11 protein-coding genes and 1 riboswitch are annotated in these 12,614 nt (G+C 44.9%); of the genes, 2 read left to right on the plus strand and 9 right to left on the minus strand.

The annotated features are described in order from the left end of the window. Positions 1 to 123: 123 nt before the first annotated feature. The 5 genes from K401_RS0118350 to K401_RS0118370 are packed head-to-tail and all read right to left on the minus strand — an operon-like array spanning position 124 to position 4,542. The gene (locus tag K401_RS0118350; protein WP_024294325.1) at positions 124 to 1,242 is read right to left on the minus strand and encodes a metal ABC transporter permease; all 1,119 of its coding nucleotides are present in this window, start codon (positions 1,240 to 1,242) and stop codon (positions 124 to 126) included. Further along, positions 1,226 to 2,152 (minus strand): metal ABC transporter permease, encoded by a 927-nt coding sequence (locus K401_RS0118355; protein WP_024294326.1) that lies wholly within the window; start codon positions 2,150 to 2,152, stop codon positions 1,226 to 1,228. The genes K401_RS0118350 and K401_RS0118355 overlap by 17 nt, the downstream gene beginning before the upstream one ends. Next, positions 2,152 to 2,904, minus strand: coding sequence for a metal ABC transporter ATP-binding protein (locus K401_RS0118360; protein WP_024294327.1), 753 nt, complete (start codon positions 2,902 to 2,904; stop codon positions 2,152 to 2,154). The genes K401_RS0118355 and K401_RS0118360 overlap by 1 nt, the downstream gene beginning before the upstream one ends. A gap of 14 nt (positions 2,905 to 2,918) precedes the next feature. Next, positions 2,919 to 3,857, minus strand: coding sequence for a metal ABC transporter solute-binding protein, Zn/Mn family (locus tag K401_RS0118365; protein ID WP_024294328.1), 939 nt, complete (start codon positions 3,855 to 3,857; stop codon positions 2,919 to 2,921). Between the two features lie 28 nt (positions 3,858 to 3,885). After that, a complete protein-coding gene (locus tag K401_RS0118370; protein ID WP_024294329.1) occupies positions 3,886 to 4,542 on the minus strand; it encodes a metal-dependent transcriptional regulator in 657 nt (218 codons plus the stop codon). 418 nt (positions 4,543 to 4,960) lie between these two features. Between K401_RS0118370 and K401_RS0118380 the strand changes: the two genes are divergently transcribed. After that, complete coding sequence (locus K401_RS0118380) at positions 4,961 to 5,464, plus strand: metal-dependent transcriptional regulator (RefSeq protein WP_024294330.1); 504 nt, start codon at positions 4,961 to 4,963, stop codon at positions 5,462 to 5,464. Between the two features lie 154 nt (positions 5,465 to 5,618). Here the strand turns inward: K401_RS0118380 and K401_RS0118385 are convergent, their stop codons facing one another. Next, the gene (locus tag K401_RS0118385; protein ID WP_024294331.1) at positions 5,619 to 6,869 is read right to left on the minus strand and encodes a cation:proton antiporter; all 1,251 of its coding nucleotides are present in this window, start codon (positions 6,867 to 6,869) and stop codon (positions 5,619 to 5,621) included. Positions 6,870 to 6,921: 52 nt separating this feature from the next. Further along, a riboswitch (Fluoride riboswitch) is annotated at positions 6,922 to 6,998 on the minus strand. 374 nt (positions 6,999 to 7,372) lie between these two features. Here K401_RS0118385 and K401_RS0118395 point away from each other — a divergent pair. Beyond that, positions 7,373 to 7,888 (plus strand): ClbS/DfsB family four-helix bundle protein, encoded by a 516-nt coding sequence (locus K401_RS0118395; protein ID WP_024294332.1) that lies wholly within the window; start codon positions 7,373 to 7,375, stop codon positions 7,886 to 7,888. 81 nt (positions 7,889 to 7,969) lie between these two features. Here K401_RS0118395 and K401_RS0118400 read toward each other — a convergent pair whose 3' ends face one another. The 3 genes from K401_RS0118400 to K401_RS0118410 form a co-directional block, all read right to left on the minus strand. After that, entirely contained in the window at positions 7,970 to 8,857 is an 888-nt protein-coding gene (locus tag K401_RS0118400) for a DMT family transporter (RefSeq protein WP_024294333.1), read from the minus strand. A 95-nt stretch (positions 8,858 to 8,952) separates the two neighbouring features. Next, the gene (locus K401_RS0118405; RefSeq protein WP_024294334.1) at positions 8,953 to 10,602 is read right to left on the minus strand and encodes a response regulator; all 1,650 of its coding nucleotides are present in this window, start codon (positions 10,600 to 10,602) and stop codon (positions 8,953 to 8,955) included. Continuing rightward, complete coding sequence (locus K401_RS0118410; protein WP_024294335.1) at positions 10,599 to 12,371, minus strand: sensor histidine kinase; 1,773 nt, start codon at positions 12,369 to 12,371, stop codon at positions 10,599 to 10,601. The genes K401_RS0118405 and K401_RS0118410 overlap by 4 nt, the downstream gene beginning before the upstream one ends. Positions 12,372 to 12,614: the final 243 nt, after the last annotated feature.

The raw sequence follows: 12,614 nt of genomic DNA on the forward strand, positions 1-12,614 counted from the left end.
GCAGTTATATACGCTTCAGATAAACCTGTATTTAAAGGCTTTAGAGATTAAAGACCCAAATTAAATAATAAAGATACAGACCCTTCCATTCTAAGGATAGGGTCTGTATCTTTATAAAGAGTTTCATCGTGAGAAAAGCGTGATATAGTTACGCATAATGGCGTAACGTCCTTCAGCCGTCAGTTTCACCAGACCGCCGGATAGCTGGACGCAGTCCTCCCGTTCTAAGGATTTGATGATTTTTGATGTAAACTCACCGGTCCAGTGCAGGTGGGACTTTATGGTGTCAACGCCTGCCTCCGAATTTTCTTCCGCACTGTTTTCATGATTAGAAAGGTGAAAGAGCAGTGTCGCCTTAGCAAATTCCAGTTTCTGATTTCTGCGTTTAAGCAGTGAACGGATCAGTCCTCTGCGTGGGGCAAAAACAAACACAAGGAAGAAGACCAATCCGGTTACCACGGCCATGCTGCCTGCAATGGACACATCCAACAGAGCAGCTGCCTGATACCCCAGGATTCCGTTGACGGCTCCGATGATCCCGCTTAAAATCAGCATTTGTTTGAGATCGTCCGTCAGTAAGTAAGCCGTCACCGGAGGGCCGATCATAAATGCCACCACCAATACGGATCCAACTGCCTGAAATGCTCCCACTGTGGTGAGAGATACCAGGGTCATCAGCCCGTAATGTACCAAGGCCGGTGAAAAGCCCAGCACAGCGGACAGCATGGGATCAAAGGTTGCGACCTTCAGTTCTTTAAAGAAAATAATAATTGCCGCCAGATTGATCAGCAGCAGGATCCCTGTTGTATAAATCGCTTTTGCGCCTATATCCGTGCCGCCTATGACCATACGGTCAAAAGGAGCAAAAGCCAGCTCTCCCAAAAGTACGGAATCAGTATCCAGATGAACCGATCCGGCATAACGGGTAATCAGAATAATGGCTATGGAAAAGAGCAGAGGAAACACCACTCCGATGGCGGCGTCTTCCGCCAGCAGCCGCGTCCGGCTCAGCAATTCCGTCAGCCACACGGTCACCACTCCCATCAGTGCGGCTCCCACAATCAGCAAAGGGGAGGAGAGATCATGGGTGCCGAAAAATGCGAGTACAATTCCCAACAGAATCGTATGGGTAATGGAATCGGACATCATTGACATTTTCCGAAGCACCAGAAACGTTCCGGGCAGAGCACAGGCCACAGCAACAATAACGGCTATGATTTGAATTTCAATTTGCGGTGCCATCCGGCACACCTCCTTCCAGCTTATATAGAACCTTATTTTTTCTGCGCTGATATACTCTGTGCAGGACACCCCGCCCAGGAGCAAACAAAACGCTGATGATTACGATGGAACTGACACAAACCACGATAGCCGGGCCTGTGGGCAGCTTTGGAACAAGAGAACTGGCCGCCGTTCCTGCAACGCCGGATACAGCACCGAAAAGCGCCGATAAAACCACCATGACCCACAGCTTATTGGTCCACTGGCGTGCGGCAACCGCAGGGGTAATCAGCATGGCGCTCATGAGAATAACGCCAACTGTCTGCAATCCGATAATGATTGCCAGTACGATCATAAATGACAGCAGGAGATTCAGCTTCTTTGGGGAAAACCCAAGGCTCTGGGCAAAGTCGCTGTCAAAAGTGAAAAGCTTAAATTCCTTCCAGAACAGCAGTACCAGTGCGAGCAATATAAGGCCGCAGATCATCATCAGAATGATATCCCGCTGTAAAAGCGTGGACGCCTGCCCGAAGATGAAGCGCTTTAAGCCTGCCTGATTAGAGTTGGGAATCTTCTGCACGTAGGTGAGCAGCACCAGGCCAAGTCCAAAGAATACCGACATTACAAGAGCCAGCGCACTGTCAAACTTCACGCGGGTATGCCGCACAATGCTGACAATAAACAGTGTTGCCAGTAAACCGGAAACAAGGGCGCCCAGCAGCAGAACCTCCGTATTTTTGCTGCCCAGGAGTACAAAGGCCATCACAACCCCGGGAAGGGCGGAGTGGGATACCCCGTCTCCCAGCAGGCTTTGCTTGCGAAGTACTGCAAAGCTGCCGAGCACTCCGCTGATCAGTCCTAGCAGGGCGGAACCCAGAGCTACTGTCTGGAACGTATAGTCGGAAAATAAAGAAATAATACTGCGAAACATCACATCACACCCCTTAAAAGCGCACCGGAGCTGTGGTAGGTCTTTTTTAAATTGTCTTCGTGGAATACTTCATCCACAGGCCCACAGGCAACCACGCGCAGATTGATCAGGGTAACCCAGTCAAAGTAATCGGGTACCGTTTGCAGATCGTGATGGACCACAACCACGGTCTTATTCTGCTCCTTCAGTTCCTTCAGCAGTGCCACAATAGCCCGTTCCGTCTGAGCGTCTACCCCCTTAAAAGGTTCATCCATAAAGTAAACCTCTGCTTCCTGTGCCAGGGCACGGGCCAGGAAAACCCGCTGCTGCTGGCCGCCGGAAAGCTGGCTGATCTGGCGGCCACCGTACTCCTCCATACCTACCTTTGCCAGCATCTGTTTTGCCAGCTCCACATCCGATTTACGGGGACGGCGGATCCAGCCCAGCTTGCCGTAGCAGCCCATGAGCACTACATCCTGCACTGTGGCCGGGAAATCCCAGTCCACGCTTCCGCTTTGGGGAACATAGCCGATGCGGTTTTTCAAGGTGCGCAGATCGTCGTTCCCATCCAGAAACCGGACAGCCCCGGTCACAGGTTTTAAGAGCCCCAGCATGGCTTTGATCAAGGTCGTTTTGCCGGCTCCGTTGGGACCGACCACCGCCATCAGCTTTCCCTTTGGGATTTTTAAATCAATATCCCAAAGAACAGGCTTTGCATCATAGGCTACGGTCAAATCCTCTACCTCCACCGCATAGTTTTGTTGTCTTTCCATATGATTCCCTCCTGTCACTTTAAGGCATCCACAATTGTGTCAATATTAGCTTTGACGGTCAGGATGTAAGTATCAGCTCCAGACTGGGCATCACCCAGGGAGTCGGAATAAAGCTCCCCGCCGATGGAAACATCAAAGCCCTTTGCTTTTACCGCAGCCTGCAGCGCTTCAATGGTTTTCGGGGGCACGGAAGATTCTACGAAAATAGCCTTGATCTGCCGTTCTACAATGAAACCTGCCAGATCGCTTACATCGGCTGTACCTGCTTCTGCATCAGTGCTGATACCCTGCAGTCCCCGTACTTCAAATCCATAGGCTTTGCCAAAGTATTGGAACGCATCGTGAGCAGTCACCAGCACGCGCTGTGCTTCCGGCAGTTCGGCAGCCCTGCCGCGGATGTATTGATCCGTCTCATTAAGCTCTTTTAAGTAGGCGTCCAGATTTGCCTCATAATCAGCTTTTCCATTGGGATCGGCTTCGGCTAATCCCTTTGCAACGGTTTTAGCTGCATCCTCCCACAGAGAAACGTCAAACCAGATATGAGGATCATGGATAGAGCTGTCATCTTCCCACGCAAGAAGCATGGATTCGTCTAAGCCTTTTTCAATGCAGATGACTGCCGGCCCCTGACTGGACAGGTTCTCAAATATTTCTCCCATTTTTCCTTCCAGATGCAGGCCGTTATATACCACCACATCCGCTTTCTGCATCAGGGAAACATCTCCTGCGCTGGCCTGATATAAGTGCGGATCAATACCTGGTCCCATCAGACCGTTTACTGAAACCCGGTCTCCGCCGATGACTGTAGACAGATCAGCCAGCATGGTAGTGGTAGCAACAATGTTTAATTTATCTTTTGATGAGTCTTGGTTTACTGCCGGAGCAGAACAAGCCGTAAGAAATAATGTAAGACTCAGGATCGTGCCCAAAAGGCCTTTGGTTTTTTGATTCATAAGAAACCTCCTAAAATTATATTTGATGTCACAGCCTCTCTGTCTCGTCTACATAGATCTGACAGGCGGCCTTATAACTGATTTGAACGCACTTGCCTTCCAGGTCAAGGGTCAGCGGTCCTTCGTATGGTGCGGCTTCTATAATGCGTACGGAGCTTCCAATGGTAATTCCGCTTTCCTGCAGATAGTCCAGCAGTTCTTTTTCTTCCTTTACACGCCGGATATGGGAAGCTGCACCGGAGGAAAGTAAGTTTAAGGTCACCAGGGGAGCACGGTCTATTTGGCCGTCAGCATGGGGAATTGCGCTTCCGTGGGGACAATAGGCCGGGTAATTTAAAAACTGATCCAGCCGGGCCGTCAGGCGTGAAGGGGTAATGTGTTCCAGCAGCTCCGCGTCTTCATGTGCCTCGCTCCAGGAATAGCCGAGATGACGCATCAGGAAAACCTCCCAGAGACGGTGTCCCCGTACCAGGGAAATGGCAACTTTAATTCCCTCAGGCGTCAGGCATGAACCTTTGTAAGGCTCATAATGGATCAGCCCCTCCTTCTTCAGCTTTCCCAGCATTTCCGTCACAGAAGCCGGGGCGATCTGCAAAGCTTCCGCAATCTGCTTATTGTTTACCAGTTCTTCCATTCCGCCCAGTTTATAAATGGCCTTTAAATAATCTTCTTTGTTTGGTGTCATTTTATCTTCCTCCGTTTTAGATATATAAGCCCAGCCATCAGCTTGGGTAAGAATATTGTTTGAAAGTGTATGAGATTCTTTTATACCGCAAAAATTTTCCTAAGCCATCCAATCAGCAGGATGAGGGCGATTACTATTAAAGGAGGTATCTTGCGGCGAAAAAGCTGTTTTGTATAAGCATCCATATTTTTTCTCCTGTTGTGTTGTTTGTTTTATATATTTAGGCATACCTAAATTTAATTATATTATATGCCTAAACACGTAAAAATGCAAGTGTTTTGCATATGAAATTAATCATTTCATCATCCGGATCCGTTAGGGGTGGGAAATAATGTTTCCTTTGGCTAATTTATGAGACCTAAGTGGAAAGTGTTACGAATACACTATATAAAATCTGAAAAACAGAGGATGAATGGCAATGAACCAATTTCCGCCTCAGGAATTCCGTACTATTCGGGGATATGAACTGAAAAAACAAAATGAGAGCAGACTTACGCCTGCTCTTGAGGATTATTTAGAAATGGCATACCGGTTATGTCTGGAAGAAAGCTGTATCCGCATAAACAAGCTTTCAGAACGTCTGCACGTCCGCCCTCCGTCTGCATCAAAGATGGTGTCCAAGCTTGTTCAGCTGGGTTATTTAAGGTACGATCGATTTGAGAACATCCTGCTGACTGATGAGGGAAGAGTAACGGGCTGTTATCTTCTGGAACGTCATAATACTTTGGAGCATTTTTTTATCATGCTTAAAAGTCAGCGGCCTTTGGAAGAAGCAGAGATGGTTGAACACATGCTGGGTGATTTGACTGTATTGGAAATAAAGGTTCTGATGGAGTTTTTTATCCAAAATCCAGATATTGAAAAACAGTTTAAGAGTTTTAGGGATATGGTTATCTTTCCGGAAGACATTCCGGAAGAATAACTGGTGTTCAATGATCAAGGAAAACGTTTGTTTGTGTTTTACAGCTATGCTCTTGCTGGAAATCATGTTAGGCTTCTGCCTTCCCTGAAAACAGAAAAACCACATGCCCTATCCCAGTTCCGGGCATGTGGTTAAGCTGTGAGATCCTGTTTGATTATAGTGGAATATCCTCATATGTGGGTACGGCCTCATGGCTGTTTGGCGGGAGAAAGGTCCTGGCATTGCCGCCGCTTCTTATAAGCAGCCTTTTATAGGTTGCATCCACGCCGATCGCCCCAAGGGGAGCTGTGATCAGGATTGCCAAAACAGCAACCGTCAGAATCGTATTACCGGCCCCAACGCCTGCCGCCAAAGGAAGCCCGCCGATTGCCGCCTGCACAGTTGCCTTGGGCAAATAGGCAATGGCACAAAACAGACGTTCCTTTGCGCTTATGGGAGTTTTGGCAAGGCAGATAAATACGCCGCATATCCGTATCAGCAAAGCGATAAAGATGAGAGCGACGGCTATAAATCCAGCCTTTGCCGCATAGCTTATGTCCACTGTTGCACCCACCAATATGAACAGCATCAATTCCGCGGCAACCCAGATTTTAGAAAACTTGCCTGACAGGCGCTTTGCTAAAATATCGTACTGCTTCAGGAGGGTGCCGCCTAAAGCCATGACAGCCAGCAAACCGGACATAGGCACATAGGCTTTTATGGCTGTTTCAAGAGAAACCAGAAGGAACGCAGTGCTTAATAAAATCAAAATCTTGGCGGTATCTCGCATGTGGATTTTTTGAAACACCTTCACCAGAGCAAGACCCAGTAAAATGCCCACCAACAAGCCTGTCACAATGGCAGCGGGTATTTTAAGAAGGCTTATGGCATCAAAGCTGCTTCCCTCATACATACCCATAAATGATGTAAAAAGGACAATGACATAAATGTCATCAACGGACGCTCCGGCCATAATAAGCTGCGGAATACTTTTTGCCCTGCCGTAGCCGTTTTCCATCAGCTTTAACATTTTAGGAACGATAACCGCCGGGGAGACCGCGCCCAGCACCGTTCCCATGATAGCCGCTTCCAAATGGGAAATAGGAAAGAACATAGGTGCAAAAACAGTAGTGGCGGCTATTTCAAAACTTGCCGGAATAAAGCACATAAGAATTGCAGGACGGCCGACCTTTTTCAAATCCTTAATATCCAGCGCCAGCCCTGCCCTTGTGAGAATTACGATCAGGGCAATTTGCCTTAAATCAGCGGAAACATTCAACAGCTCCGGCGCGATTAGATTCAGCGCATACGGCCCTAGCACAATACCGGTGAGAAGCATGCCAACAAGGCCGGGGAGTTTTAGTTTCTGCATGGTTCCGCTCAATATCATACCGCAGAGAACCATCATTGCAAGACTGAAAAGCATATATTTCCTCCTTTGTGCAGAAATGTAAAAAAGCCGACACTTCTGCAATAAAATAATCGCAGAAGTCATCAGCTTAATAAGCGGTTCGGCTATAATCAGCACGGGGAGAACTTCATTCCCTCGGGTTATTATAGCAAAGACGGGGGTAAATTTCAAGAAATATATTTATATCACTGGTTTTCTTTGCCTTTTTTAAGGAATAACGGTACAATATTTCTATAAACAAAATCAGCATAACATAGTTGTTATTTTCATTCAAAATTCAACCAGCAGGCATCCCTTTATAAAAATTGGGTATTCCCAAGAAAGGAAACGGAACATAATATAGCTTCATGATTAATGCTCGTATTTTCACAGGGAGAATGGGAGTGAAAGATATTAACAGGAAAATCATTGATTCAATCAGGGATATCAAAGGACTTGAGGCAATGGTGCCTGGCGCTTGTGCAGACATGGATCGCCGGTAACAGCAAATAAAACTCAAATTAGGAGGGCAGCGCCATATGACGGAATATAAAGATAAGAAGGAATTGATGGATGAAATTTCAAACCGGGCAAAATTATTCATTGATGAATTCTCTCATATTAAGGAGGACGATAAGGACAAACTGATCGACGGTGTGGACAGAACTCCGGCGCAGATGGTTGCTTATCAATTGGGCTGGCTTAACCTCCTTCTTTATTGGGAGGATGAGGAGCAGCAGGGAAATACAGTGATAACCCCGCATCCTGATTATAAATGGAACAATCTTGGCGGATTATATGAGAGCTTTTACAGGCAATATGAGAAATACAGTTTGCAGGAATTATGCACCATGTTTCAGGAAGCGGTACAAAAGATCATAGAGCTGACAGAACAATATACGGATGCCCAGCTTTTTCAGCCCGGAGTCAGAAAATGGGCTTCTTCAACACCTTCCAGCTGGGCAGTCTGGAAATGGATCCACATCAACACGGTTGCACCTTTCAAATCCTTTAGAAGTAAGGTCAGAAAATGGAAGAAGCTGAATTGCGGCTGAATGTCTGTTGTCCATATATTCGGCTGCAATTAATATTTCCTTCTTCCATTACATTTCATTGTTTATAATTGCTGCAATATGTCACTGGTTCCTATGTATTGGGGGGCTGAGGAAAAAGAGCACAAGCCCAGACATAATGGTGGCTATTCCGATACCCTGCTGAAGGGAAATTGCTTCATTTAAAATAAAATAGGCCAGAATACATGTGCCAATGGTTTCTCCTAAAATGCTCATGGATATCACTGTTGCAGGAATCCACTTTAAAAGCCAGTTAAAAATAAATTGTCCGAATACCGTTGAAATCAGCGCCAGACCCCCAAACGCCATCCAGGTAGCTCCGGAATAGCCGGTAAAAGGATTGCCTTCGATTATGGCATAGCATCCTAAAAACGCGGAACTGCTTAAATAGCTTATGACAGAATAGGGGACAGCAGATAATTCCTTTCTTACTGCCTGCCCTATGAAAAAATACAAGCTGATAATACTCGCCGCCAATAACGCCAATAAATCCCCAAACAGAGCCTGGGAGCTAATTTGAAAATCTCCCCATCCGATCATAAAGCAGCCCATAATGGCGATCACACATCCCCCGATTGCCAGCTTGTGGAATCGTTCTTTTAGAAACACATATCCGATGGCAATGGAGAAAAGGGGCTGCAAGGTTACAATGACCGTTGAACTGGCCACTGACGTATGCCGCAGGGATTCAAACCACAGCATATAATGGGCGGATAAAAGAAGTCCTGACAAAATCCCAAACGTCCATTGTTTTTTTGATAGAGAAAGCAGCTGACGTTTGTTTTGTTTGCTGCTCAGTAAAAATGGCAAGAGGATCAGAGCGGCAAAAAACAACCGGAAAAATGCTGTTATGGCAGAGGGGGCATTGGCCAGACGCACAAAAATTGCGGAGGTGGAAAGGGAAAAGACGCCAAAAAGCAGAGCCAGGTACAATCCGATGTTAGTTTTCAAAGTTTTTCTCCTATGTAGTAAATGACTTATACATGATACCGTATCATGCATAAGTCATTATAGTATGATCTTTTTCTAAAAGCCAGAGTTTTATATTATTCAGACTCAAAAAAAGTTTCTTCTTTCTTTGACAAGAGTTCCTGACTTGCGTTGATTCGGTAACTGTTGCTGGCCATATTATAATGTTTCCTGAAACAGCTGCTGAAATATTTTGGATCGCGGAACCCAACCTTTTCGCTGATTTCATATGAGCGAAGCTGCGTGGTCAATAGCAGCTCAGCAGCTTTTTTCAGCCTTAATTCTGTCAGATATTTTGTAAAGGTGGTATCTGTTTCAACCTTGAACAGACGGCTTAAATAGCTGGCATTCAGATAGAATCTGCCCGCCACAGAGCTAAGGCTTAAGTCCGGATTTTCAAAATTATTTTCCATATATCGAAGAATGGCATGGATGGTGTTGGTATTTTTCTCAGTTCGTATGGAGGAAAAGGTCTCAATAATTGCACGGATTAAATTATGTACCATATTTTCCAATTCCGCTGCAGTTTCCAGGCGGAATAGGCGTTCATATGCAGCCAGGGAATAGCGGAAGGCATCAGTACCACGGAGTCCGGATTGAATCAGCATATCAGATAAATGATTTATGATGGTTGAAACTGTTACACGGATTGGAATGATATCCGTATAATCATCCGTAATCTGGTTGGTGATACAGTGGTTTATCAGCGCAATGGAAGCAGGCAGATCTTCTGATTTAACGGCTTCCAGTATGGATGCAATGGCATCTTCTAAATGAAAGGAGGAATTTTGCTTTTCAGTTTTAATATAGTCATATAAAATTACCTGGTTTTTACCTGAGACCGTGCGGTATTTAACAGCTTCCACCGCATTTTGATAGGAATTGCGTATTTGCGATAAAGTGGAAACAGCATTACCGATTCCTATTGTAACGCTGCAGGGAAGCTGTTCCAGTAAAATGACTTTCACATGCTCCAGTGTGCTGGAAAGGGGCATAGCCGGGGCGTTGGAGAGAATAACGTTGGTGTGATTATAATCAAAAAAAAGGTACACATTTTCGTGTTTTTTCAGTTCCTTACTTAGGATCCGGGCGCATTCCATGGAAAGCAGGTAAGGATTTTCACTGTTCTTATTGCCTGGAATATCCTCGGAAGAAAGTGAGACAATGGCCACCTGAAAATACGGATTTGCGAAATCAACAGATAAAAACTGGAGCCGCCGGATAATGCTCCCGATATCAGCAGACGGAAGCATAAGTGCATTCAAATTATTTTCTATTAAAAAGTCCCGGCTGTCAGTAAAGTATTCCTTCAGTTTTTCTAATTCATTATCTCTATCCTGTTCATGGAAAATATCTTCCTTTAGTTTTTGTATGACAGTTAAAATCTTTTCCTCATCAATAGGCTTCAGCAGATAAGCGGATACACCTGCGTCAATTCCGCGGGAAGCATAGTTAAAGTCGCTGTGGCCGGAGAGGAGGACAATCTTAATGTAGGGATAGGCCTCCCTGACTTTCTGGCTGAATTCTATCCCATCCATAAAATTCATACAGATATCAGAAAATATTATATTGGGCTGCAGTTCCTCTACTAATTGCAGCCCCTCTTCCGCACAGGTACATTCCCCGCATATCTCAATTCCGAGAGACTGCCAGTCAATGCAGTATTTTAACAGGCTGCGGACATGCTTTTCGTCATCAACAATCAGAAGTTTTAATCGGTTTCTCATAGCGGATTCTCCTTGTATGCGTGGCTGGAAAAATGGATGATTGTAAACGAGATACGGGTTCCCTGGTTCCGTGTACTGTCAATGGCATACGAGCAGTCCTGTCCGTAAAAAAGCTGCATCCGTTCCAGAGTGGCAGCAAGTCCAAAACTTCGGGAAGGACTGAGATAAGTTTTCCCGGTAATTTGCCGGACGAGTTCCGGTTCCATCCCCCTTCCATTGTCTTCCACAGAGAGATATAAAATATCTTCCCCGGAAAACCGGCAAGTAATAGTGATGATTCCCTCATCCAATCCATAGAGACCATGCTTGATACAGTTTTCCACCAAGGGCTGCAGGATGAACTTCAATATAGGAAGGGGCCGTACTTCCTCGGACACATCGTATTGAATGAGAAAATCATGATTATCCTGAAAGGATAAGATCGTCTCGTATTGTTTGATGCTGTTCAGCTCATGGTCTATGGAAATAAGGTCCATGCCTTTGCTGAGTATTGTCTGATAATAAATTCCCATGGCTTTCAGCAGAGATTGTGCATCCTTTGTGTCTCCGGAGAGGCATAATATCCTTGCGCTGTCAATTGTATTATAAAGAAAATGGGGCTTAAACTGGGCCTGCAGCAGGCTTAATTCCAAATGCCTGCGGTGCTTTTCAGCAGCAAGCTCCTTCTTTAAAAGTTCCTGGATTTCAACCGTCATTTCGTTATAGGAGCAGGCAAGGTATCCGATTTCATTGCTGGACTCGAAATCTGTGTGGATTTTTCTGAATTCCTTTCTGTGAAGCTGCCGTATTTTTTCAGCCAAAGCAGTAATTGGCCTGGTAAGGGAAACAGATACCATGTAAATTCCTATAAGGATTAAAACAAAATTAATCATCAGAAGTAACAGGATCATGAGAAAGGTGCTGAACCCCACCTCTGACATGGAACGGAAGTCCTGAAAGATACCTATGAAAAACGGATAATTGTCCAAAGCTTTGTAATAAAGGAAACCATCTGCATTCTTTTCTTTGACCGGCAGGATATAAGACAAATGATTCTCTGGCGGTATAAGTGTTGTATAATCAAAAGAAAAAGATAAACTGCTGAGAACGGGGATATTCTCTTTGCTGAGAATAAAACCTCTGCTTACGGTGCTGTCCGGAAAAGCCGAAGCAAGATCTTTACTGGGAATGTTGATAACCAGGATTCCCATAGGCTTTAATGTGTCCAGATTTTTGATAATCCTTGCTGCGGAGATTCCCTGTACATCCGGATAAATCCCTGAGGAGTCCAAGTATACGGTTTTTCCGTCAGCCTCCTCTATTTGAAGATAGATATCTGCTTGATTGACAGAGGTCTTCCCAAGTTTTTTTTTACCGTTGGAATCTGAAAAATAACAAAAACCATCAGCTGTATAAAGGTACGCAGATAAATGATTTGCTGAAGTGGCACATGCGTTGTAAAGTGTGTTTTCTAACAGAGTAATCTCACTGGGATCGTGCATTTTAGCCGGCCTTCTGAGAAAGCTTTGGAGTACATTGTTTGAGAGCAGAGAGGTGGAAATCTTTCCGGCTCCATTCAGGGTCTGTGTGAGGTTGGCATCGCTTAGGGATAAGTTATTAAGTGATATCTGGTCCATTTGTTCCTGTGTATTTTTCTGGTTAAAATGCCTGACCAGAAACATAGAAGGTATGGTAATAAGGATGAACAGCATCATAAATATAATGAGCATATTCGTGTGTAGCTTATTTTTATGATAGTGGTGCTTAATGATTGAAACCAAAGCTGCCATGCCGGTACTCCTTTTTCGCAATGATATAATGATATTATAGCAAAAGAGATTCTTTAAAAGCAAGATGCTTGGAAAATGGTAAAAAAAGCAGGTAAATGTAAAAAATTCTGGAAAGAAAATGAGAAAGACAAGGAATCCATACAGAAAAAGTAAAAATATTCGGGATAACAGGTCATTTTATTCAGTTTAAAATAAAGGAAATGGCAGCTATACTGTTTTCATAGCAGACAAAGCACAAATGAA

Source organism: Lacrimispora indolis DSM 755 (assembly GCF_000526995.1).
Taxonomy (GTDB): domain Bacteria; phylum Bacillota; class Clostridia; order Lachnospirales; family Lachnospiraceae; genus Lacrimispora; species Lacrimispora indolis.

Excerpts from the sequence above, each read along its gene's own strand:
- K401_RS0118405 (WP_024294334.1), bottom strand. The coding sequence starts at position 10,602 with ATGAGAAACCGATTAAAACTTCTGATTGTTGATGACGAAAAGCATGTC.
- K401_RS0118360 (WP_024294327.1), bottom strand. The coding sequence starts at position 2,904 with ATGGAAAGACAACAAAACTATGCGGTGGAGGTAGAGGATTTGACCGTA.
- K401_RS0118410 (WP_024294335.1), bottom strand. The coding sequence starts at position 12,371 with ATGGCAGCTTTGGTTTCAATCATTAAGCACCACTATCATAAAAATAAG.
- K401_RS0118355 (WP_024294326.1), bottom strand. The coding sequence starts at position 2,152 with ATGTTTCGCAGTATTATTTCTTTATTTTCCGACTATACGTTCCAGACA.
- K401_RS0118365 (WP_024294328.1), bottom strand. The coding sequence starts at position 3,857 with ATGAATCAAAAAACCAAAGGCCTTTTGGGCACGATCCTGAGTCTTACA.
- K401_RS0118380 (WP_024294330.1), top strand. The coding sequence starts at position 4,961 with ATGAACCAATTTCCGCCTCAGGAATTCCGTACTATTCGGGGATATGAA.
- K401_RS0118370 (WP_024294329.1), bottom strand. The coding sequence starts at position 4,542 with ATGACACCAAACAAAGAAGATTATTTAAAGGCCATTTATAAACTGGGC.
- K401_RS0118395 (WP_024294332.1), top strand. The coding sequence starts at position 7,373 with ATGACGGAATATAAAGATAAGAAGGAATTGATGGATGAAATTTCAAAC.
- K401_RS0118385 (WP_024294331.1), bottom strand. The coding sequence starts at position 6,869 with ATGCTTTTCAGTCTTGCAATGATGGTTCTCTGCGGTATGATATTGAGC.
- K401_RS0118350 (WP_024294325.1), bottom strand. The coding sequence starts at position 1,242 with ATGGCACCGCAAATTGAAATTCAAATCATAGCCGTTATTGTTGCTGTG.